At 71.0% G+C, this 20,390-nt stretch carries 18 protein-coding genes and 4 pseudogenes; 11 read left to right on the top strand and 11 right to left on the bottom strand.

Annotated elements, in window-relative coordinates; translation table 11 throughout:
* Positions 1 to 46: 46 nt before the first annotated feature.
* Positions 47 to 935, bottom strand: a pseudogene (locus ACF1B9_RS08315) (IS982 family transposase).
* A 993-nt stretch (positions 936 to 1,928) separates the two neighbouring features.
* Between ACF1B9_RS08315 and ACF1B9_RS08310 the strand changes: the two are divergent.
* The gene (locus ACF1B9_RS08310; RefSeq protein WP_391739735.1) at positions 1,929 to 2,285 is read left to right on the top strand and encodes a hypothetical protein; all 357 of its coding nucleotides are present in this window, start codon (positions 1,929 to 1,931) and stop codon (positions 2,283 to 2,285) included.
* Between the two features lie 203 nt (positions 2,286 to 2,488).
* Here ACF1B9_RS08310 and ACF1B9_RS08305 read toward each other — a convergent pair.
* The 5 genes and pseudogenes from ACF1B9_RS08305 to ACF1B9_RS08285 form a co-directional block, all read right to left on the bottom strand.
* A pseudogene (locus ACF1B9_RS08305) lies at positions 2,489 to 3,377 on the bottom strand (tyrosine-type recombinase/integrase); the annotation flags it as partial.
* On the bottom strand, positions 3,374 to 3,598 hold the full coding sequence (locus ACF1B9_RS08300; protein ID WP_391739734.1) for a helix-turn-helix domain-containing protein: 225 nt from the start codon (positions 3,596 to 3,598) through the stop codon (positions 3,374 to 3,376). The gene ACF1B9_RS08300 and the pseudogene ACF1B9_RS08305, both read right to left, overlap by 4 nt.
* Positions 3,595 to 3,936, bottom strand: a complete 342-nt coding sequence (locus ACF1B9_RS08295) for a replication initiator (RefSeq protein ID WP_391739733.1) — start codon at positions 3,934 to 3,936, stop codon at positions 3,595 to 3,597. The genes ACF1B9_RS08300 and ACF1B9_RS08295 overlap by 4 nt, the downstream gene beginning before the upstream one ends.
* Positions 3,885 to 4,175, bottom strand: a complete 291-nt coding sequence (locus ACF1B9_RS08290) for a hypothetical protein (protein ID WP_391739758.1) — start codon at positions 4,173 to 4,175, stop codon at positions 3,885 to 3,887. Before ACF1B9_RS08290 ends, ACF1B9_RS08295 begins: the two co-directional genes overlap by 52 nt.
* Positions 4,176 to 4,287: 112 nt before the next feature.
* A pseudogene (locus tag ACF1B9_RS08285) lies at positions 4,288 to 4,338 on the bottom strand (hypothetical protein); the annotation flags it as partial.
* A gap of 194 nt (positions 4,339 to 4,532) precedes the next feature.
* Here ACF1B9_RS08285 and ACF1B9_RS08280 point away from each other — a divergent pair.
* Together ACF1B9_RS08280 and ACF1B9_RS08275 are read left to right on the top strand one after the other, a co-directional pair.
* On the top strand, positions 4,533 to 4,877 hold the full coding sequence (locus ACF1B9_RS08280; RefSeq protein WP_391739759.1) for a hypothetical protein: 345 nt from the start codon (positions 4,533 to 4,535) through the stop codon (positions 4,875 to 4,877).
* On the top strand, positions 4,874 to 5,911 hold the full coding sequence (locus ACF1B9_RS08275; RefSeq protein WP_391739732.1) for an NUDIX domain-containing protein: 1,038 nt from the start codon (positions 4,874 to 4,876) through the stop codon (positions 5,909 to 5,911). The genes ACF1B9_RS08280 and ACF1B9_RS08275 overlap by 4 nt, the downstream gene beginning before the upstream one ends.
* Here the strand turns inward: ACF1B9_RS08275 and ACF1B9_RS08270 are convergent.
* Together ACF1B9_RS08270 and ACF1B9_RS08265 are read right to left on the bottom strand one after the other, a co-directional pair.
* Entirely contained in the window at positions 5,870 to 6,580 is a 711-nt protein-coding gene (locus ACF1B9_RS08270; RefSeq protein WP_391739731.1) for an MBL fold metallo-hydrolase, read from the bottom strand. The genes ACF1B9_RS08275 and ACF1B9_RS08270 overlap by 42 nt on opposite strands.
* Positions 6,581 to 6,733: 153 nt before the next feature.
* Positions 6,734 to 8,098, bottom strand: a complete 1,365-nt coding sequence (locus ACF1B9_RS08265) for a dipeptidase (RefSeq protein ID WP_391739730.1) — start codon at positions 8,096 to 8,098, stop codon at positions 6,734 to 6,736.
* A gap of 183 nt (positions 8,099 to 8,281) precedes the next feature.
* Here ACF1B9_RS08265 and ACF1B9_RS08260 point away from each other — a divergent pair, with 183 nt between their 5' ends.
* A complete protein-coding gene (locus tag ACF1B9_RS08260; RefSeq protein ID WP_391739729.1) occupies positions 8,282 to 9,496 on the top strand; it encodes a geranylgeranyl reductase family protein in 1,215 nt (404 codons plus the stop codon).
* 268 nt (positions 9,497 to 9,764) lie between these two features.
* On the opposite strand, the gene ACF1B9_RS08255 is transcribed toward ACF1B9_RS08260, so the two are convergent.
* Complete coding sequence (locus ACF1B9_RS08255) at positions 9,765 to 10,217, bottom strand: nitroreductase/quinone reductase family protein (protein WP_391739728.1); 453 nt, start codon at positions 10,215 to 10,217, stop codon at positions 9,765 to 9,767.
* 127 nt (positions 10,218 to 10,344) lie between these two features.
* On the opposite strand from ACF1B9_RS08255, the gene ACF1B9_RS08250 reads away from it, so the two are divergent.
* The 3 genes from ACF1B9_RS08250 to ACF1B9_RS08240 all read left to right on the top strand — a co-directional run bounded on the left by ACF1B9_RS08250 (position 10,345) and on the right by ACF1B9_RS08240 (position 13,204).
* Positions 10,345 to 11,115: a TetR/AcrR family transcriptional regulator gene (locus tag ACF1B9_RS08250; RefSeq protein ID WP_391739727.1), complete on the top strand. Its 771-nt coding sequence runs from the start codon at positions 10,345 to 10,347 to the stop codon at positions 11,113 to 11,115.
* A gap of 185 nt (positions 11,116 to 11,300) precedes the next feature.
* Positions 11,301 to 12,542, top strand: a complete 1,242-nt coding sequence (locus ACF1B9_RS08245) for a sensor histidine kinase (RefSeq protein ID WP_391739726.1) — start codon at positions 11,301 to 11,303, stop codon at positions 12,540 to 12,542.
* Positions 12,539 to 13,204 carry a response regulator gene (locus ACF1B9_RS08240; protein ID WP_391739725.1) on the top strand — a complete coding sequence of 222 codons (666 nt, stop codon included), beginning with the start codon at positions 12,539 to 12,541 and terminating at the stop codon, positions 13,202 to 13,204. The genes ACF1B9_RS08245 and ACF1B9_RS08240 overlap by 4 nt, the downstream gene beginning before the upstream one ends.
* A gap of 284 nt (positions 13,205 to 13,488) precedes the next feature.
* On the opposite strand, the gene ACF1B9_RS08235 is transcribed toward ACF1B9_RS08240, so the two are convergent.
* Together ACF1B9_RS08235 and ACF1B9_RS08230 are read right to left on the bottom strand one after the other, a co-directional pair.
* Positions 13,489 to 14,244, bottom strand: a complete 756-nt coding sequence (locus tag ACF1B9_RS08235; protein ID WP_391739724.1) for a maleylpyruvate isomerase family mycothiol-dependent enzyme — start codon at positions 14,242 to 14,244, stop codon at positions 13,489 to 13,491.
* Between the two features lie 74 nt (positions 14,245 to 14,318).
* Positions 14,319 to 15,533: an MFS transporter gene (locus ACF1B9_RS08230; protein WP_391739723.1), complete on the bottom strand. Its 1,215-nt coding sequence runs from the start codon at positions 15,531 to 15,533 to the stop codon at positions 14,319 to 14,321.
* A 121-nt stretch (positions 15,534 to 15,654) separates the two neighbouring features.
* Between ACF1B9_RS08230 and ACF1B9_RS08225 the strand changes: the two genes are divergently transcribed.
* The 4 genes and pseudogenes from ACF1B9_RS08225 (at position 15,655) to ACF1B9_RS08210 (ending at position 20,343) form a co-directional block, all read left to right on the top strand.
* A complete protein-coding gene (locus tag ACF1B9_RS08225; protein WP_391739722.1) occupies positions 15,655 to 16,869 on the top strand; it encodes an ROK family protein in 1,215 nt (404 codons plus the stop codon).
* Between the two features lie 8 nt (positions 16,870 to 16,877).
* Positions 16,878 to 16,991 (top strand): annotated as a pseudogene (locus ACF1B9_RS08220) (SHOCT domain-containing protein); the annotation flags it as partial.
* Positions 16,988 to 17,776 (top strand): ABC transporter ATP-binding protein, encoded by a 789-nt coding sequence (locus tag ACF1B9_RS08215; RefSeq protein WP_391739721.1) that lies wholly within the window; start codon positions 16,988 to 16,990, stop codon positions 17,774 to 17,776. The pseudogene ACF1B9_RS08220 and the gene ACF1B9_RS08215, both read left to right, overlap by 4 nt.
* Positions 17,773 to 20,343, top strand: coding sequence for an ABC transporter permease (locus ACF1B9_RS08210; RefSeq protein ID WP_391739720.1), 2,571 nt, complete (start codon positions 17,773 to 17,775; stop codon positions 20,341 to 20,343). The genes ACF1B9_RS08215 and ACF1B9_RS08210 overlap by 4 nt, the downstream gene beginning before the upstream one ends.
* The last annotated feature ends 47 nt before the right edge of the window (positions 20,344 to 20,390 follow it).

The following is a 20,390-nucleotide window of genomic DNA, read 5'->3' as shown; positions in this document are numbered from 1 at the left end:
GCCTGCAGAACAAGTCGGTAGTACTAGACGAGTCATTCCGATGTGATCAGTGGTCATAAGCGATCAAAGATCGTATGACGGGCTGGCCGGTCTTGTGGTTGTGCCAGATCGCGGCGGCCATCGCGAGGATGCGTTGGGCGACGCGGACGGCGACACCTTCGAAGGTCCGGCCACCGTGCTGTTCCAGGTCGAGCTGGTCTTTGAGGGTGTCGTTGACCGACTCGATCAGCTGCCGCACCGACTTCAGAAGGCTCTCGCCCTGGCGCTTCTTCTCGCGCTTGAAGGAAGGACGCAGCAACTCCGCGCCCCGGAAGGCCAGATCGGCCTCGAACTCCTTGGAGGCGAAGCCCTTGTCCGCGATCACCAGCAGGCTCGGCCGGTCCGTGACCAGGTGCGGTTCGCGGTCCAGCATCGCCGACAGCACCTCCCGCTCGTCCAGCTTCGGGTTCGCCGGTGCCCACAGGATGGGCATCCCGGTCGGGGTGCACACCAGGAACAGGCGCAGGCCCCAGAAGAACCGGGAGTGCGAGGCGCAGTACCCGTATCCGGCCCAGCCGGCCATGTCCGACCGCTTCACCGTCGGACGCGAGCGGCCACACTCCACCGGCGTCGGTGATCCAGTGGTTGTCGAACCAGAAGTCCGTATCGACGGCCAGTAGCCGTATTGCCTTCTTGACCAGCGGCAACGCTGCCCGCAGCCGCTTGTTCCAGCCTGGCTGCTTGGGCACGTACGGGAACATCGCTCCCAGCCGGGAGTCCACGAACCGCAGCCAGCGCGACTCCGAGGTGAAGCCCAGCAGAGCCTGCGCCACGGCAAGGGTGACCAGCTCGGAATCCGTCAGCTGCGGCGGTCGGCCAAGCCACCGGGTACCTCCGATCTCGTCGTCGATCTTCACGTACAGTGCGGTCAGCAGGGCGTCCAGGTTGTTCGTCACACAACGATCTTGGACGCCCCTGTCTGCGTTCCCGGACACACCGTCAGCATTCGGAATGACTCGTCTAGGGATACCGACGTCCTACCGGGCACCGCTCCGAGCAGGAAGAACACCCGATCCGTGAATGGGCGTTTCCCCTGGAGGGGAACGATGTATCGCTGTGGCTTCTGCGCGACCAGCAGCAAAGGTCAGCCAGCAAGCACGGCGGAGGCCTTGAAACCTGCCAGGTATGGCTGTCTCCCTGCGGTTTCCCGCCTGGGGGAACGATGTATCGCCCTGGGCTGCGGGCACGAGAAAGGCCCTGCACCGTGGGGTGCAGCGCCGTGGTGTCCGGCCGGGCGGGCGGCCGGGCGGCCGGGTCAGGAAGCGTGGAGGCGCCGGACGGTCGCCAGAGGCGCGTCGACATCGCCCTCGGGCTCAGCGTTGGTTCTAGTGGTCGCAACTCCCCAGGTGAAGGGGGGCGATGGACTTCGAGATCCAGAAGGACCGGATGCCGGGTGGGAAGAGGCTGGTCCGGGAGCGGGCCCCGGGCGCAGCGCTGTACTCTCTTGGATCGCAACTAACAATCGTAGTTGAGGAGTTCGGGTGTCTTCGGCGTCGCCTTCTCAGAACAACAATCCGAGCCCGACGCCCAACCCGGGCTCCGGCCCACAGCCATCACCCCCACCGTCTCGACGGTCAGCTCTGCGCCGCGTCCGGGATTGGTTCGTGGGACTGAGTGAAGGCGGCAAGGTCACCCTCATCGGAGCTGTGATCACGACCCTTGGCGCTGGCGTCTTCGGCTTGATCACCGCTCTCGCCCCTGCTGTCCTGACCAGCGCCAGCAAGGACGATAAGCCATCGGTACAGGCCTCCGAGACGCCAGGCAGGACCGTGTCACCAGAGACTGCTACTCCGCCGACCAATCAGCCCACTGAGCCTGGTTCGTCGGACGCCCCTGCACCAAGCGTGAGTCTGAGCTCTGAATCGAAAGTGATCCAGTACACAGGGCCTGTGCGTATCGCGAACGCAGGGCCGGACCTCGACGTCGTCCCTCCGAAAATCGGCATCGCCGACCCTGCCCCAGACATTGTCATCGCCCCGTTTGACCCGTCGCATATAGACGCTTACAGCGTGGTGAACGAGCCCCGATTGGCACTCTGGACAGGCTCGACAATGCCCAACAGGCGCAACTGTTCCGACCTGCTCTCCACCCAGGGGGGGACAAGAGTGGAGGTGAAGAAAGGAACGGTGGTCTGCGTCCGGACTGACGCCGGGCGCATCGCCGTGCTGACGGTCACTTCGACGAGCCATGACTCCGACACCGGTGACACGGCACAGGTGACTGTGTGGTCTGAGGTTTCCGACTAGAACCTTCGCGGCCGACGCCCCCGGCAAGGCATCCTGCCTGCCGACTTGGAGGGTGTTCAAGAACCGACCGACGCGGTACGCGTCTGGCCGTGAAGCCTCCACGGTAGGGCACATCGCTTACCTTGTCCTACCTTCCAAGCGTGGGTCTGAGCCGGTCATTCGTAAGATCGGCTGACCAGAGGGTTCTGGGTATGGCTGTGAGCTTGTCTGAGTCGTTCCTGGTGGTCCTTCAGCGAGTGGACGCACTCAGTGGGGAGTGCGATGCGTCGTTCGGACACGCGGGTCTTGGTGGGCAGGGTCACCAGGCCGCCCCGCGTGCGATGAAGGGAGCGGCGGATACTGGCAGTACCGCCGCCGAGATCGAGGTCTTCCCAGCGGCTGAGGAGTTCGCCTTTGCGGAGTCCGGTGCGCAGGGCAAGTTCGTACAGTGCGTGCAGCCGGTCGGTCTTGGCCGCTTGGAGGAGCTGTCGGGCCTCGGCAGCCGTGAGCGGGGCGAAGCGGCGGGGCCGGGGCGTGGCGGTCTTGACGTTCCGGGCGACGTTGCGCGGCAGCTCGTCCTCACGGACGGCGAGTTCCAGGGCCGACTTGAGGACCGAATGCACGTACGTCACGGTCAGCGGCGAGAGCCGCTTCTCGCAGCACTGGCCGATGGCACAGCAGCGCCGCTCGGCGTCATCGAGTCCCTGAGCGCAGCACTGGCAGGTGGCACGGAGCCGGTCGAGGAATGTGCGTACGTCCTTGGCGGTGTGCCGGGCGAGCTTCTTGGCTCCCAGGCCCGGCTTGAGGTAGAGGCGGATGCAGGTGGCGTAGCGGGTGTGGGTGTTCTCGCGCAGTCGGTGGATGGCGACGCTGTTCAGCCAGTAGGTCAGGTAGTCGCCGATGGTGCTGTCGGCGGTGGCGACGGGGAGGCCGCGGTTGCTGTCGGCGATCTTGCTTGTCGGCCGCCTCTCTCCGCGTGCTGCCATATACGCGGACGCGTTTGCTGCCGTCGGCGGCGAGGACGTAGCCGGCGGCTTCCCAGCGGCCGTCCTTGCGCTGGTAGATGGTGCCTTCGCCGTTGGCGCGGGCCTTCTTGCGCCTGGGTGCGGTCACCTGGCGGCCTCTTCCAGGTGGCGCTGGACGTAGTCAGCGAGGGCGTGGGCGGGGATGCGACGGGCGCGGCCGAGGGCGATCGAGACGAGCTGACCGGTGCGGAGCAGGTTGTAGACGGCGGAGCGGCCGAGCTGGAGGCGGCCCATGACCTGGGGGACCGTCAGCAGCTCTTCCGGCGTACTGAGTCCCCGCCGGGTCGGGGCGGGTTCCAGCGCGTTCATCCGCAGCCCCCTTCCGCGATGAACCGGCGTTCCAGTTCCCGGCGGTGCCAGACGGCGGCTGCGAGGAGCGTGGCGCCGGGGCTGTAGCCCGAGCCGAGGTAGTCCCAGTGGCCGAGAACGAGCATGGTGTCCGGGTCGTGCTCGGACAGGCCGGCGTGGACGCGGGCCTGTTCGGTACGCCAGGCGCGGCGGGCGTCGCGCAGCGCGCCGAGGGTGGTGGAGTAGGAGCGGGACTTGGTAGAGAAGTGGCCGCGGAAGCGGAGCATGTGGGCCCACTTCCACAGCTTCAGATTGGCGAGCTCCGGCAGGATGCCCAGCTCCCAGCAGGTGCGGACCATCTGCCGCACATGGGGTGCGATGGCGAGCCGAGTGGCTGCGCCTGTCCGGTTCCGTCGCAGGCGGTGCAGGGGAGCGGGGTGCCGTGGGGCAGGAGGGTGGCGCCGCGTCCCTCGCAGGGGCGGCAGAACAGGGCGCGGTCGAGGGTGCCGGAGGCGTCGGCAGACTTGGTGGCGTACTTGGCGACGTAGGCGACGACCGTCTGGTCGGTGAGTTCGGTTTCGGTGCCGAAGGCGGCGATCTCGCTTACGTCGAGCTGCTGGCCCCCGAGTTCGCGCTCCCCGACCGCGTCCGACTCTGACGTGGACCCGTGCGGCGGCGGCGCGTACGGCGTCGGTGAGCACGGTGACGGTGGCGTACGGAGGTGGGGGCTGGCTGTTGCTCTCGGGGCCGTCGAGTCGGATGACGGCGTGGAAGTGGACCAGGCCGCGCTGCTGCTACTCGGCGACTTTGGCGAAGGAGATCCGCAGGACCTGGTGGGCGGCTTTGTGGGTCGCCGCGAGGGCGGTAAGGGTGGCGAAGACGCGGGAGTGAGCGCGCCGAGCGATCTTCCCAGCGGACGCCGCAGCCTTCGCCACGTCGTGTGCCCCGGAAGGTGATGAGCTGGGCGCGGCCCGCGATGCCGGCGGTCTCGGAGATGGCCGGGCAGGACATCTACCGGTTGCGGAACTGGCACAAGGCGAAGCTGGACGAGCCGGGTGACATTCCGCGCGTGGCGGTGGAGGCCCGGATGGGGCATGAGCTTCCGGGTGTGGAGGGTGTGTACAGCGAGGTGACGGTTGCGATGGAGGAGGGAATCGGGGAGTACCTTCAGCGCGTATGGGAGAAAGAAGTAGTGGGTGCGGGGTTGTGGACGCCTCCTTTTCCCATGCCGCTCCCAGATGGCCTGTGCAATGCTGCTCCGTCCTTGTTCAGCGGCCTTCCAGTCTTGGAGTACGAATGATCGTCTGGGTCAACGGTGCGTTCAGCGCGGGCAAGACGAGCGCCGCGCGCGAGCTTGTCGATCTGATCCCGAACAGCACCTTCTACGACCCCGAGCTGATCGGCGCGGGGCTGCGGTACCTGCTGCCCCAGAAGCGACTTGCCGAGGTGACGGACTTCCAGGACCTGCCGATCTGGCGGCGACTGGTGGTGGACACCGCGGCGGCCCTGCTCGCCGAGATGCCCGGGGTGCTGGTGGTGCCGATGACGCTGCTGCGACAGGAGTATCGCGATGAGATCTTCGGGGGGCTCGCCTCCCGGCGCATTCCGGTGCGCCATGTCCTGCTCTCACCTGAGGAAACGATCCTGCGCAAACGGATCGCCGGCCGAGTGGAGTTCGTCGACGACCCGGAGCACAGCGAACGGATCCGGCAGTGGGCCTACGAACACATCGAGCCCTATCGGGCGGCGCTCGGCTGGCTCACCCGGGACGCACACACCATCGACACCAGCGCTCTCTCCCCGTACGAGACGGCCGAGCACATAGCCGAGGCGGTCCGCACCGGAACGGCCGCCGCATGCGAGATCGTGCAGACCCCCGAGCCGACCGCGGAGACCGTCGCGGCCGGTGTGCTGCTCTTCGACGAACACGACCGGGTCCTGCTCGTCGACCCGACGTACAAGCCCGGCTGGGAGTTCCCCGGCGGAGTGGTCGAGGCCGGCGAGGCACCGGCGCAGGCCGGGATCCGTGAAGTGGCCGAGGAGATAGGCATCCATCTCGACCGGGTGCCGAAACTCCTCGTCGTCGACTGGGAGGCACCCGAACCCCCCGGCTATGGGGGGCTGCGCATGCTCTTCGACGGCGGCCCGCTGCCCCGTGCCGACGCCGAACGGCTGCTGCTGCCCGGTTCCGAACTGCGCGGCTGGCGCTTCGTCACCGAGTCGGAGGCGGCCACCATGCTGCCCCCCACCCGGTACGAACGGCTGCGCTGGGCGCTGCGCGCCCGGGAGCGGTCAACCGTGCTCAACCTGGAGGCCGGAGTCCCGGTCGGCTGACGCACGCAGCACCGCGGCGGCGTCGACGGTGAGCGGATCGCCGTGCCCGAAACAGACCGTGGACGGTTCCAGCGCGGCCAGCCGCAGGAACGATGCCACGGCCCGCCGCCGGTCGATGTTGAAGACGCCCAGCATCACCCGGCCGACCCCGGCCACGCAGTCGCCGGTGAACAGCACACCGTGGTGCGGCAGATGGATCCCGATGGAGCCGGGGGTGTGACCGGGGGCGTGGACCACCCGGGCCCCCGAACCGAACGCGATCTCGTCGCCGTCGGCCAGTTCGCGGTCCACGTGGGTCGGTGGCGCCGGAGGAACGGTCAGCGCGTGCTCGTACAGCGGGCGTTCCCAGTCCAGCAGGACGGGGTCGGCGATCTCTGCCCGGCCGCGGATCACCGGCGCGTCCAGCCGATGGGCCAGGATCTCGGCGCCGTGGCGGTCGGCGAGCTCCTGGGCCGCGCCGTAGTGGTCGCGATGCCCGTGGGTGACGACGATCCGGCCGATGCGGCCCGGCTCCAGGCCGAGGCCGCGCACCGCGTCCTCGATCGCGGGCGCGGCATCGATGTCGCCCGCGTCGATCAGAGTCAGGTCCGCGCCGTCGCGCCACAGATACGCCTGGCCGATGGGGAAGCGGAACATGTGCAGTTGAGGAAGTACCTCGACGAGATCCATACGCCGAACGTACGTGGCCGTGCTTGCTCGGCGACCGGATCTACGCTCTGGGCGAGCTTCGCTCAGCGCGTAGACCGGCAGCGCGGCAGACCCGGCACCCCGCGGGCCGGCCGTGTGCCGTAGTCCGCGGGGCCGGACATGGGTGACCTGTGCTCAGATTCGCTTCGAATCGGCGTAGTTCCGAAGGAACAGGGCCTCGGCGAGCGACAGCCGCTCCAGTTCCTCGGGCGACACGCTCTCGTTCACCGCGTGGATCTGCGCCTCCGGCTCGCTCAGGCCGATCAGCAGGATCTCGGCCGCCGGGTAGAGGGCGGCGAGCGTGTTGCAGAGCGGGATCGAGCCGCCCATCCCGGACGTCTGCATCTTCTCGCCGGGGTACGCGGCCTCCATCGCCTGCGCCATCGACGTGTACGCCGGGCTGGAGGTGTCCGCGCGGAACGGCTGGCCCTGGCCCACCTGTTCCACCGAGACCCTGGCTCCCCAGGGGGCGTGCGCCTTCAGGTGGGCGGTCAGCAGCTCCGTCGCCGCGGCGGTGTCCTGGCCCGGCGGCACCCGCAGGCTGATCTGAGCCCGCGCGCTAGCCTGGAGCGAGGGAGTCGCGCCGACCACGGGCGGGCAGTCGATGCCGATGACGGTGACGGCGGGCCGGGCCCAGATCCGGTCGGCGACCGTACCCGTCCCGATGAGTCCGACACCGTCGAGAACCTTCGCGTCCTTGCGGAAGTCGGCCTCCGAGTACTGCAGTCCGTCCCAGTCGGCGTCCGTGGCGAGCCCGTCGACGGTCGTGGTGCCGTCCTCGGCGCGCAGCGAGGCCAGCAGCTGGATCATCGCGGCCAGCGCGTCCGGAGCGGCGCCGCCGAACTGGCCGGAGTGCAGGTTCCCTTCGAGGGTGTCGAGCGTGACCCGCAGCATCGTCATACCGCGCAGCGTCGCGGTGACCGTCGGCAGCCCGAGCCGGAAGTTGCCGGTGTCGCCGATGACGATCGTGTCGGCGGCCAGCAGCTCGGGGTGCGCCTCGGCGTACCGCTCCAGACCCCCGGTGCCCTGCTCCTCGGAACCCTCGGCGATCACCTTGACGGAGACCGGGACGCCGCCGTGCGCCTTCAGTGCGCGCAGGGCGAGGAGGTGCATGATGAAGCCGCCCTTGCAGTCCGCCGCTCCGCGGCCGAACCAGCGGCCGTCTCGCTCCGTCAGCTCGAACGGCGGGGAGAGCCAGCCGGACTCGTCGAGCGGCGGCTGCACGTCGTAATGCGCGTAGAGCAGCACGGTCGGGGCGCCTGCCGGGCCCGGCAGGAAGCCGTACACCGACCGGGTCCCGTCGGGGGTGTCGAGAAGGGCGACGTCCTGGAAGTCCTCGGCGCGCAGCGCGTCGGCGACCCAGTCGGCGGCCGCCTCGCACTCGCTCCTCGGGAACTGCGCGGGATCCGCCACCGACTGGAAGGCCACCAGCTCGGTCAGCTCTGCCTTGGCACGGGGCATCAGCGAGGCAATGGTCTCGGAGATCGGACGGGCGGTCATGGGCACGCTCCTCGTGGGTGCGACGTTATGGGTACGAATCCGGGCGCATGCATACCGAGTGGGCGGCGTTGCATGGAGGATGAACCTACAGTCGATCCTCCCACAGAGGGGGCCGGGCCGGGCGCGCCGTAGGATGCCGTGAGCAGCATGGGCCACTGGTGGGATCGGGAGCAGAAGCACATCGTGAGCAGCGAGAACGCAGACGCCGGGCATGAGCACGAAGAGTCGTCCGTGTGGGACGTCGTCGTAGTGGGCGGCGGACCGGCCGGAGCCTCCGCGGCATACGCGGCGGCGGTGGCCGGCCGACGAGTACTGCTCCTGGAAAAGGCGGAGCTGCCCCGCTACAAGACGTGCGGTGGCGGCATCATCGGTTTTTCGCGTGATTCGTTGCCGCCCGGATTCGAACTGCCCCTGCGGGACAGGATCCACGCGGTCACGTTCTCGCTCAACGGCAGGCTGGCGCGAACCCGCCGCTCCAAGCGGATGCTCTTCGGGCTCATCAACCGCCCCGAGTTCGACGCGGGGCTGGTCGAGGAGGCGCAGAAGGCGGGCGCCGAACTCCGTACCGGAACGACGGTGACGAGGGTCGAGCAGCACGGTGCCGCGGTGCCGGATCGGCGCACGGTCGCCGTGGTGCTCTCCGGGGGCGAGACGGTCCTGGCCCGCGCGGTCGTCGGCGCGGACGGCAGCGCGGGGCGGATAGGAGCCCATGTCGGGGTGAAACTCGACCAGGTGGACCTCGGCCTGGAGGCGGAGATCCCGGTTCCGCAGACCGTGGCGGAGGACTGGGCCGGTCGGGTGCTGATCGACTGGGGCCCCATGCCCGGCAGTTACGGCTGGGTGTTCCCCAAGGGGGACACTCTCACCGTCGGTGTGATCTCGGCGCGGGGCGACGGAGCGGGGACCAAGCGGTACTTGGAGGACTTCATCGCCCGGCTCGGTCTGGCCGGCTTCGAGCCGAAGATCTCCTCCGGGCATCTGACGCGCTGTCGCAGTGACGACTCGCCGTTGTCGCGCGGGCGGGTGCTGGTGTGTGGCGACGCGGCGGGGCTGCTGGAGCCGTGGACCCGCGAAGGCATCTCCTTCGCGTTGCGCTCGGGGCGGCTCGCCGGTGAGTGGGCGGTCCGGATCGCGGAGTCGCACGACGCGGTGGACGCCCGGCGCCAGGCGCTGAACTACGCCTTCGCCATCAAGGCGGGCCTGGGTGTCGAGATGGGGGTCGGGCGGCGCATGCTCAAGCTGTTCGAGCGCCGCCCGGGGGTGCTTCACGCGGTGCTGACGGGGTTCCGTCCGGCCTGGAACGCGTTCGCCGGGATCACCCGCGGAACGACTTCCCTGGCCGAACTGGTCCGTACGCATCCGCTGGCGCAGCGGGCCCTGTCCGCGATGGACCGATAGGGCCTCTCGTTCGGATCGCCAGGGCCTCTCGTTCGGATCAGGCCCGATCCGAACGGAAGATCCTGGGACGCGTCGTCGAACCGGCGTTTCGGCCGGAGGCCGGGCCGTGCGGCGTCCGGTGCGGCGCAGGGCGCGGAGGATCGCCCTCGTGCCGGGCGCACTCGGGTGACGCGGCAACGCGTCGAGGCGCCGTGCCGGACGCCGCGAGCCGGTGAACCCCCGGTCACGTCGGCAGGTCGTGACGCCGAGGGCGGGCCGGGCCGCACGGTCAGCCCTCGACGGTGATGCGGAAGACGGGGTGGTCGGGGCAGGCGGCCAGGAGCTCGGAGTCCGTGGACTTCGAGGTGATGCCCTGGAAGTACTGGTTGACCTCCCAGCCCCACCGCTCCAGATAGGCGCGGACGACCCGCACCTTCTGCGCGTCGTCCGTGATCTCCACGGCCGTGAAGGCGCGGATCTTCCGGCCCACCCTCAGCTCGCCGCCACCGGCTACCCGCATGTTGCGTACCCACTGGGAGTGGCCCCGCGCGGAGACCAGATACTGCGCGCCGTCGTAGGTGTGGGTGTTCACCGGGATGCGCTGCAGTTGTCCGCTCGTGCGGCCGCGCACCGACAGCTCGGCCGAGCCGAGCAGGCTGACGCCGTGCCGGGCGAGCCAGCCGATGACGCTGTTCATTCGGACGGTGAAGGCGTTGCCCTGAAGGTAGTACGGCTGAGACATGGTGATTCCCTCACATATTGAGAGCAGTGCTCTCGCTTGAGATCAGTGTGCACAGAATCGGCGCTCCAAAGCAAGAGCGGTGCTCTCGTTGTTGGTCGGTGCTCTTCTCCATGGCAGACTGAGAAACATGAGTGCTGTCCGAGGAGCCAGGGAACGGGCCCGTATCGAGATCACTGCCGCCATCAAGGAGGAGGCGAGGAAGCAGCTCGCGGCCGAAGGTGCCGCGAAGCTCTCGCTGCGTGCGGTCGCCCGGGAACTCGGGATGGCGTCCTCCGCGCTCTACCGCTACTTCCCCAGCCGGGACGAACTGCTCACGGCCCTGATCATCGATGCGTACGACTCCGTCGGCGAGAGCGCCGAGGCCGCCCACCGGGCCGCCCGTGCCGATGCCGCCCCCCACCTCGCGCGCTGGACGGCGGTCGCCCACGCCGTTCGCGACTGGGCCCTCGCCCATCCGCATGAGTACGCCCTGATCTATGGCTCGCCGGTGCCCGGCTACCACGCGCCGCAGGCGACGATCGGCCCCGCCTCCCGTGTCGGCCTCGTCCTGATCGCCGTCGTCGGCGAGGCCTTTCGCACCGACGGTCTCGCCGTGCCGCCGCTCGCCGACGAGCTGCGCACCGAGGCCGAGCGGATGGTCGCCGAATTCGCCCCCGGCCTGCCTCCCGGAGTGGTCGCCCCGCTGATCGCCGCCTGGTCGCAGCTGTTCGGGCTGATCTCCTTCGAGATCTTCGGCCAGTTCCAGCGAGTGGTCGAGGCCCGGGAGATCTTCTTCCGGGAGGCCGTCACCGAACTGGCCCGCACGGTCGGTCTGCTCGGCCCACCGCAGCTGACGACCTCGGGCGCAACAGCTGACGACCTCGCGCGCGGTCGCAGCCGACAGCCGGCCCGGCGGTGAGCCGTGTGCGAAGAGGTCGGAGACAGGATCCGCCGGGCGGACCCGGGTCGCGTGTTCCGGACTGTCCCTGGACGCGGCACTCCTCGCCCGCCGCACGCCCCGTACGACGTACTCCCCAGGGAGTACGGGTGATCACCGCGCCCGGCTGACGACCCCGCCACGGCCCGCGGTCTAGCGTGGCGGACATGGAAGAGCGACACCCCCACCGGCTGCACGGCGAGCCTCCGCGATGGCTGACGGAGGCACCGGGGGAGTACTCCTCCCGGCTGCCCTGGCCGTCGACGATCGTGCTCGGCGCCGTCGTCATGATCGGTTCGACCATCGCGGCCCGTGGACAGATGGACGAGCGGGCGCCGCTGGACGTCTTCGCGCGGCTGCTGCTCCTCCTGGCCGTCGCCGTGCTCCTGCTGCGCCACCGCCACCCCGTGGTGGCCGTCTTCGGGAGTTCGACCGCCGCGATGGTCTACCTGGCGGCCGGCTATCCGTACGGACCGGTCTTCCTGGCCGTCGCCGTGGGCTGCTTCAGCGCGGTCGTCGCCGGGCACCGGCGGGCCGCCTGGTCGGCCGTCGGAATGGTGTGGCTGGGTCATGTTTTGGTGGCCCACTGGCTCTACCACTGGCTGCCGCCCTCCGAGGACCACGTCCCGCCCTGGGGGCAGGAACTGGGCGTCGCCGCCTGGGTGGTGGCCATCATCGCCGCAGCCGAGTTCGTCCGCGTACGCCGTGAGCAGTGGGCGGACCGGCGCGCGGAGCGGGAGGCCGCGGAACAGCGCCGGGCCGACGAGGAGCGGTTGCGGATGGCCCGCGAGCTCCATGACGTCCTCGCCCACAGCATCTCCGTGATCAATGTGCAGTCGAGCGTCGGACTCGCGTTGCTGGACTCCGACCCCGAGCAGGCCCGCACCGCCCTCACCACCATCAAGGCCGCCAGCAAGGAGGCGCTGGGCGAGGTCCGCCAGGTCCTGGACACCCTGCGCACCCCGGGAGACGCCCCCCGGACCCCGGCCCCCGGACTGGACCGGCTTCCCGAACTCGTCGAACAGGCGGCGAGCACCGGACTCACCGTCACCGTCGAGACCGAGGGAGTGCGCGGCGCCGTCCCGCCCGGGGCGGATCTCGCCGCCTTCCGGATCGTGCAGGAGGCGCTGACGAATGTGGTCCGGCACTCCGGATCGCGCACCGCGCAGGTCCGGATCGGCTACGAACCCGGCCGGATCGGGCTCCGGATCGACGACGGGGGACCCGCCACCGGCAACGATGCCGGAGGCAGCGGCAACGGGCTGGCGGGCATGCGGGAGCGGGCCGCCGCGCTGGGTGGCACGATCGAGGCGGGGCCCCGGAGCGACGGCGGCTTCCGGGTGCGGGCCGAGCTTCCGCTGCCCTCCGACACACCTGGCGCGGCGGCGCGCAAGGAGGAGACGACGTGATCCGCGTACTGCTCGCCGACGACCAGCTGCTCGTCCGGGCCGGTTTCCGGGCCCTGCTGGACGCCCAGCCCGACATCGAGGTGGCGGGGGAGGCGGCCGACGGCGAGGAGGCCGTACGCCTGGTACGCGAACTGCGGCCGGACACCGTGCTGATGGACATCCGGATGCCGCGTCTCGACGGCCTCGCCGCGACCCGCGCCATCACGGAGGACCCCGAACTGAGCGACGTCAAGGTGGTCATGCTCACCACCTTCGAGCTCGACGAGTACGTCTTCGAGGCGATCCGCTCCGGGGCCTCCGGTTTTCTCGTCAAGGACACCGAACCGGACGAGCTGCTGCGGGCGGTACGCGCCGTGGTCGGGGGCGACGCCCTGCTCTCACCCGGGGTCACCCGCCGTCTGATCGCCGAGTTCGCGGCCCGTTCCAAGGAGCCCGCCGCGACGGCCGGGCTGAGTGAACTCACCGAACGGGAAAGGGAGGTGATGGCGCTCGTCGGCATCGGGCTCTCCAACGAGGAGATCGCCAGACGGCTGGTCGTCAGTCCGCTCACCGCCAAGACCCATGTCAGCCGGACGATGGTGAAGCTCGGCGCCCGCGACCGGGCCCAACTCGTCGTGCTCGCCTACGAATCGGGTCTCGTGCGCCCCGGCTGGCTCGGCTGACGCCTCCCGCTGTGAAGCGTCGGATGCGCGGTGGCCGACAGGGCGAATCCTCGTCGGCCACCGCACGTTCCCCCTCGCGGGACGGTCAGTCCCGCACGGACACCTTGTGGGCGGCTGCCGCCTCGACCGCGGCGGCCCGGTCCTCGGACGAAGCGACCAGTACGCTGCGCTGGACGGGCCGGCTGCGCCGCAGCCCGGTCAGTGTGACCAGCAGCCCGGCCAGCGCGACCAGCGGGCCTCTCCGGGGCAGGGGCTGCCGGACACAGCCTCGACCCGTGCCGCGCTCAGGACCAGGTCACCCCGGAGTTCTCGCGCCAGATCCGGGCCGGTTCGCCCTCGCCCGTCACGGTGATCGCGGTGAGCGGCAGCCGGTTCCAGAGCGCCAGATAGAGCTCACCAGCCGTCGCGCTCAACTCGCAGTCCGCCGAGCCCTCTTCGGGAGCCGCTTCATGCCGTACGGTCTGGGGCGGTTCCGGTGAGAGCCGTACGGTCCACGTGGTGCCCGCGTCGGTGGCCCGCACCCGCAGGGTGCGAGGTGTGCGGGTGCGCACTCTGCTCTTGGCGCGCGCATGGAATCCGCGCAGCAACTCGTCGATCCCGTCGACCGCGTGATCGGCCGTCACCGGCGACAGCCGCCCGCCGCGTGCCGACTCCGCGTCCACCCGGTGAATCGTGGTCTCGTGCGTCTGCCGTCGCGCCCAGAAGGCCAGTGGCGACGGTGCGGGCATGAAGGTCCAGCACTCCAGTCCGGCGGGCGCGGCCCGCAGCGCGTCGACCAGGAGGCGGTGGCCCTCGCGGAACCAGCCGAGCAACTCGGTCCCGTCCAGATCGGGTTCCCCGTCGGCGGGCCGGTACGCGGTGTGTCCCCCGACGACCAGGGCGGTTGCCCAGCGATGCACCATCCCCGTGTGCCGGACCAGATCACGCACCTGCCAGCCCGGACAGGTGGGCACCGGTGTCCCCGTGCCCGCCTCCTGCGCGGCGGTTGCCAGCATCCGTCCCTCGTCGGCCAGGGACTCGATGTGGTCCGTGATCTCCATGGCTTCGATTGTGTCAGTGGTCCGGCCTGCCCGGAGGGGTGGTTCCGGCCGTCCCACGCGGTGCGGCCGGTCTCTCAGGCGTGTGCGGCGTTGCGCGCTCCGTACCCCAGCGCGGCTGCCGCGGTGGCCAGCAGCGCCACCGTGGTGAGGGCCGCCGGGAGGGAGGCCCAGTCGGCCAGGAAGCCGATCGCGGGCGGTCCGAGCAGCATTCCTCCGTAGCCGAGCGTCGACGCGGCGGCCACTCCACCCGGCCCGGCCAGCTCGCCGGCCCGGCCGACCGCGACGGGAAAGATGTTGGCCAGACCGAGGCCGGTGACGGCGAAACCGATGAGCGCCGCCCAGACGGTCGGGGCCAGTGAGCCGAGCAGCATTCCGGCGGCGGCCGTGACTCCGCCCACGACCAGGGTCCGAGTCTGGCCGAGCCGTTCGAGCAGTGCTGTGCCGCTGAGCCGGCCGGCCGTCATGGCCAGTGCGAACAGGGAGTACCCGGCGGCGGCGGTGCCCGGGTGGGCGTCCAGATCCTGTTCCAGATGAAGGGCGCCCCAGTCGGCCAGCGCCCCTTCGCCGTACGCGGTGCACAGCGCGATCACTCCGAAGAGGAGCACCAGGCGGCGGGCCCGCCCGTCCAGTCGCCGCGGCTTTCGCGCCCCGCCGGCGGCGGGTGCGGATTTCGGTGCCCGGTGGCGCAGCAGCGCCGGTCCGGCCGCCGCGGTGACGAGGAGTCCGACCCCGGTGAGGACCAAGAGGTGCGCGGCGGGGGAGAGGCCGCCCGCGACCAGTGCGCCGAGCCCGGCACCGACCATTCCGCCGAGGCTGAACGCGGCGTGGAAGCTCGGCATCACCGGGCGCCGCAGCGCGGCCACCAGATCGACCGCCGCGCTGTTCATCGCCACGTTCATCCCGCCGTACGCGGCCCCGAAGACCAACAGCACCGAGCCGAGCGCAAGGGCCGAATGCGTCTGTGCGGGCAGGGCGATGCTCAGCGAGAGAAGGACGCTGCAGACCACGGTGACCGGGTGGCTGCCGAGGCGACGGCACAGCCGGCCGGTGAGCATCATGGTCACCACGGCCCCGGCGGATACGCCGAGCAGAGCGAGCCCCAGGGCGGAGGCCGAAGCACCGGTCTGGTGCTTGATCGCAGGGATGCGGACCACCCAGCCGGCGAAGAGGAAGCCGTCGAGGGCGAAGAACACGGTCAGCGCGGTACGGAGGCTGGTCGTCGAAGGTGGGGCGGTGTCTCCGCCCGGTCCCCCCGGCAGGGCCGTCCGCAGTTTGTTTAGTTGCGGCACAAACTCAGCATAGGGGCGTCCGGACAACGGGCGCAAGACGGCCGCCCGCGGCGGCCGCAAGGGGCACAACTGAGCCACCAGGGCGTCGGCGGCACCTCCGGATCATGGGAGACTCGCCCCCATGAACGGCAAGGTGACCACCACCCGGACAAAATTGGAGAGGGGCCGCAGCGCGCTCGGACCCGCGCTGGAACTGGTCCACACCGGACGCGCGCCCACCCGCGCCGTCCTCACCTCCGAACTCGGCGTCACCCGGGCGACGGCCGGCGCGGTCGCCGCGGAACTGGAGGCGCTCGGCCTGATCCGGGTCGACTCCCGTCCGGGCTCCGCCGCCGGATCGCAGGGGCGCCCCTCGCACCGGCTGGCCATCCGTGAGTCGGGGCCCGTCGCGATCGCCGCGCAGGTGCACGCCGACGGGTTCCGGGCCGCGCTCGTCGGGCTCGGCGGACGGCTCGTCGCCACCGCCCCCGGCTGCGTCACCGTCACGGCGGACCCGGCGCAGGTCATCGGCGAAGTGGTCGACGACTGCGCCCGGCTGCTCCGCGACAGCGGGCTGCGCTGCGTCGGGGCGGGCCTCGCGGTGCCGTCCGCGGTCGCCGAGCCGGAGGGCACCGCGCTCAACCCGCTGCACATCGCCTGGCCGGCGGGGGCACCGGTGCGTGAGATCTTCGCTGCCTGCGTACGGGAAGCGGGCATCCCCGGACCGGCGTTCACCGGGAACGACGTCAATCTCGCCGCGCTCGCCGAACACCGGCACGGTGCTGGGCGCGGTGCCCAGCATCTGCTCTGTGTGGCCACCGGGCACCGGGGAGTGGGCGGTGCTCTGGTCCTCGACGGCCGTCTGCACACCGGGAGTTCGGGACTGGCGCTGGAGGTCGGGCATCTCACGGTGAACCCGGAGGGCCGCCCGTGCCACTGCGGTGGCCGGGGCTGCCTGGACGTCGAGACCGACCCGCTGGCCTTCCTCGTCGCCGCCCACCGCGAACCCGGTCCGGAGGAGTCGCTGCTCAAGCAGGCCGGCGATCTGCTGCGCACGGAGTACGAGGACGCGGCGGTGCGGGGCGCGGCCGAGGAGCTGATCGACCGGCTCGGCCTCGGGCTCGCGGGACTGGTCAACATCCTCAACCCCGACCGCATCATCCTCGGCGGCCTGCACCGGGCCCTGCTCGACGCGGATCCGGAACGGCTGCGCGCGGTGGTGGCCGACCGCAGCCTGTGGGGGCGCAGCGGCAGTGTGCCGATCCTGCCGTGCACGCTCGACCACAACAGCCTGGTGGGCGCGGCGGAACTGGCCTGGCAGCCGGTGCTGGACGATCCGCTGGCCGCGCTAGCGTGACGGGGACGGCCGTGCTCGGCCGCCGTTTCGCGGCCGGAGAGATCGAGGAGGACGAGTACTGGCGCAGGATCTCCGTCCTCGACGAACAGTTCGGCCGCGGCAGCAAGGCAGGACCGGCATGACCACCACCGTCCCCACCTCCGAGTCCGCCCCCACCTCCGACGCCGCAGCCCGGGTCGTGGACGCCGTGAAGCTCTACGGCAGCGGCGACACCCGGGTCAGGGCACTGGACGGGGTGAGCGTCGACTTCCCGGCGGGCCGCTTCACCGCCATCATGGGCCCCTCCGGCTCCGGCAAATCCACCCTGACGCACTGCGCGGCCGGACTCGACACCCTCACCTCCGGCTCGGCCTTCATCGGCGACACCGATCTCAGCACCCTCGACGACCGCAGGCTCACCCTCTTGCGCCGCCGACGCATCGGTTTCGTCTTCCAGTCCTTCAACCTCCTGCCGACGCTCACCGTCGCCGAGAACATCACCCTGCCCCTGGACCTCGCGGGGGAGCGGCCCGACCCGGAGTGGCTCGACGCGCTCGTCGACGCCGTCGGACTGCGGGACCGGCTGCACCACCGACCCGGTGAACTCTCCGGCGGACAGCAGCAACGCGTGGCGGTCGCGCGGGCCTTCGCAGGCAGCCCCGACGTCGTCTTCGCCGACGAACCGACCGGCAACCTCGACTCCCGCTCCGGCCAGGAGGTGCTCCGGCTGCTCGGCCGCACCGTCCGGCAGACCGCCCGCACCGTCGTCATGGTGACCCATGACCCGGTTGCCGCGGCCCATGCCGACGAGGTCGTCTTCCTCGCCGACGGCAGGCTCGTCGACCGAATGCCCGACCCCACGGCGGAGCGCGTGCTCGACCGCTTCAAGTCCTTCGCCCCGCCCCACCCACAGGCGGTGACGAGATGACCGGCACCCGTACCTCCGTACGCCTGAGCATCTCCTCGCTCCGTGCCCACAAGCGCCGGTTCGCAGGCACATGCGTCGCCGTCCTGCTCGGCGTCGCGTTCCTCACCGGGACGCTCGTCATGGGCGACACCCTGCGCGCGAGCTTCGACACCATGTTCGGCAACGCGACCGCCGGTACCGACGCCGTGGTGCGCGGCTCCAATGTCGTCACCGTCGCCGGTGAGTCCCAGGGCGCCCGGCAACCGGTGAACACCGCACTCGTGCAGAGGATCGAGCGGATCCCCGGGGTCGCCGCGGCGGCGCCCGACATCCAGGGCGCCGGTCAGCTCATCGGCTCCGACGGCACACCCGTCGGAGGCCAGGGGCCGCCCACCCTGGCCGGTAACTGGATCGACGACCCGAAGCTCAACCCGTACCGCCTCGCCGCCGGGCGCGCTCCGTCCGCGCCCGGTGAAGCCGTGGTCAATCGCGGCACCGCCGCCCAGGGCGGGCTCAGGATCGGCGACACGACCGTGCTGCGCACCCCCGACCCCGTACACGTCAGGATCGTCGGTCTGGCCACCTTCGGCGGCCAGGACGGCATGGGGCAGGTCACCTACACCGCGCTGACGCAGGCTGATGCGGAGAAGTACCTCACGCCGAAACCCGGCGAGGCATCGGCCATCCAGGTGCGTGCGGCCCCGGGCACCAGCCAGCAGGAACTCGTCGACACGCTGCGCCCCGTACTGCCCGGGGGAGTCGAGGCCATCACCGGACAGGCCTCGGCCGCCGAGAACCGGGACCTGATCTCCGGGGCGTTCCTCAGTGTGTTCACCACGCTGCTGCTGGTGTTCTCCGGGATCGTGCTGCTCGTCGCCTCCTTCTCCATCCACAACACCTTCGCGATCGTCGTCGCCCAGCGAACCCGCGAGAACGCGCTGTTGCGCGCCCTCGGGGCTGCCCGTCGGCAGGTCGTGGGCGCGACACTCGTCGAGGCGACAGTGGTCGGCGTGATCGTCTCCGCGGCCGGCCTGGCCGGTGGCATCGGCATCGCCGCCGGACTGCGGGCGCTCTTTCCCGCCGTCGGATTCCCGTTCCCCGAGGGCGCGCTGGTGATCGGCGCGGTGTCCCTGCTGCTGCCGCTCGCCGTCGGCGTCCTCGTCTGTCTCGGCTCCGCCCTCCTGCCCGCGGTCCGGGCCGGACGCACCGCCCCCCTCGCCGCCCTGCGCGAGAGCGCCGTCGACGACTCCGCGGCCTCCCGGACGCGCGCCCTCGCCGGGTCCGTGCTCCTGCTGACTTCCGTCGGCACCATCCTGACCGGTGTGTCGGGCGATCCGTCCGTCCGGCCGACGGCCATCGGCGCGGTGCTGGCAGTCGCCGCGTTCGTGGTGCTCGGACCCGTCGCCTCCTCGTACGCCGTACGGTTCCTCGGCGCCCCGCTCGACCGGCTGCGCGGCGTCGCGGGCCGACTGGCCGTGCGCAACGCCCTGCGCAACCCCCGGCGGACCGCCTCCACCGCGACCGCGCTGATGATCGGCGTCGCCGTGGTCTGTCTCTTCACCGTCTTCGGCGCCTCGCTGAAGGCGACCATGAACCGGACGGTGGACCGGTCCTTCGCGGGCGACGTCGCCGTCAGCGCCCCCGCCTTCGGCGCGGGCGGCAGCGGCCTCAGCCCCCGGCTCGCCCCGGCGGTCGCCCGGCTGCCGCAGGTCGCGACCGCCGTCGGCCTCGGCAAAGGGGTCGCCGAGGCCGACGGCGCGGGACGTGCCCTGACCGTCACCGACCCGGCCGCGCTCGGCAGGGTCTTCGACCTCGGACGGGTCGACGGGTCCCTGAAGGACCTGGGCGCGCACGGGATCGCCGTGTCCGGCACCGAGGCGGCCGAGCGCGGACTGCGCACCGGCTCCTCCGTACGGCTCGCCTTCCCCGACGGCACGCAGCGGAACTTCACGGTCCGCGCCGTCTACGCACGGTCGGAACTCGCGGGCGACTACGTCATCACCCGTCAGGCCTGGGCCCCGCACCGCGCGCAGGACTCCGACTTGCTGATCGCCGTCTCCTTCGAGCCCGGTGTGTCCACCGCCGAGGGCAAGGCGGCGGTCGTCAGGACCGCGGCGGCGTACGGCAACCCGGACGTACAGACCCGCAGCGAGTACGCGCAGTCCTCGGCGGGCGGCATCGACATGATGCTCACCCTGGTCTACGCCCTGCTGGCGCTCGCCGTGCTGATCGCCCTGCTGGGCATCGCCAACACACTCACCTTGGCCCTGCACGAACGCACCAGGGAACTGGGCCTGTTGCGGGCCGTCGGGCAGACTCGGAGCCAACTGCGGTCCATGGTCCGCTGGGAGTCCGTCCTGGTCGCGGCGTTCGGTACGGCGGGCGGTCTGCTGCTCGGCGGCTTCCTCGGCTGGGTGCTGGTCAAGGCGTCCGCGTCCACGGGCGGCACTTCCCTCGCCTTCACGCTCCCGCCGCTACGGCTCCTGGCGGTCGCCCTCGTCGGGACCACGGCCGGGGCGCTGGCGGGCCGACGGCCGGCCCGCCGGGCAGCCCGGCTGGACGTGCTCCGAGCGGTCGCCGCCGAGTAGCGCACAGCGGAATCCGCCGCGGGAGCGGCACGGCGGGAGGAGTGCGG

The sequence above is a fragment of the Streptomyces sp. NPDC014727 genome (genome assembly GCF_043083485.1).
In the GTDB taxonomy this organism is placed as follows: Bacteria; Actinomycetota; Actinomycetes; order Streptomycetales; family Streptomycetaceae; genus Streptomyces.
The sequence above is the reverse complement of the archived record's forward strand: the minus strand, read 5'-3'. Positions and strand labels throughout refer to the sequence as shown.

Coding starts and splice junctions, on each gene's coding strand:
- ACF1B9_RS08300 (WP_391739734.1), bottom strand. CDS start 3,598: ATGAACGCGCTGGAACCCGCCCCGACCCGGCGGGGACTCAGTACGCCG.
- ACF1B9_RS08295 (WP_391739733.1), bottom strand. CDS start 3,936: ATGGTCCGCACCTGCTGGGAGCTGGGCATCCTGCCGGAGCTCGCCAAT.
- ACF1B9_RS08280 (WP_391739759.1), top strand. CDS start 4,533: ATGAGCTGGGCGCGGCCCGCGATGCCGGCGGTCTCGGAGATGGCCGGG.
- ACF1B9_RS08275 (WP_391739732.1), top strand. CDS start 4,874: ATGATCGTCTGGGTCAACGGTGCGTTCAGCGCGGGCAAGACGAGCGCC.
- ACF1B9_RS08270 (WP_391739731.1), bottom strand. CDS start 6,580: ATGGATCTCGTCGAGGTACTTCCTCAACTGCACATGTTCCGCTTCCCC.
- ACF1B9_RS08265 (WP_391739730.1), bottom strand. CDS start 8,098: ATGACCGCCCGTCCGATCTCCGAGACCATTGCCTCGCTGATGCCCCGT.
- ACF1B9_RS08255 (WP_391739728.1), bottom strand. CDS start 10,217: ATGTCTCAGCCGTACTACCTTCAGGGCAACGCCTTCACCGTCCGAATG.
- ACF1B9_RS08250 (WP_391739727.1), top strand. CDS start 10,345: ATGAGTGCTGTCCGAGGAGCCAGGGAACGGGCCCGTATCGAGATCACT.
- ACF1B9_RS08245 (WP_391739726.1), top strand. CDS start 11,301: ATGGAAGAGCGACACCCCCACCGGCTGCACGGCGAGCCTCCGCGATGG.
- ACF1B9_RS08235 (WP_391739724.1), bottom strand. CDS start 14,244: ATGGAGATCACGGACCACATCGAGTCCCTGGCCGACGAGGGACGGATG.
- ACF1B9_RS08225 (WP_391739722.1), top strand. CDS start 15,655: ATGAACGGCAAGGTGACCACCACCCGGACAAAATTGGAGAGGGGCCGC.
- ACF1B9_RS08215 (WP_391739721.1), top strand. CDS start 16,988: ATGACCACCACCGTCCCCACCTCCGAGTCCGCCCCCACCTCCGACGCC.
- ACF1B9_RS08210 (WP_391739720.1), top strand. CDS start 17,773: ATGACCGGCACCCGTACCTCCGTACGCCTGAGCATCTCCTCGCTCCGT.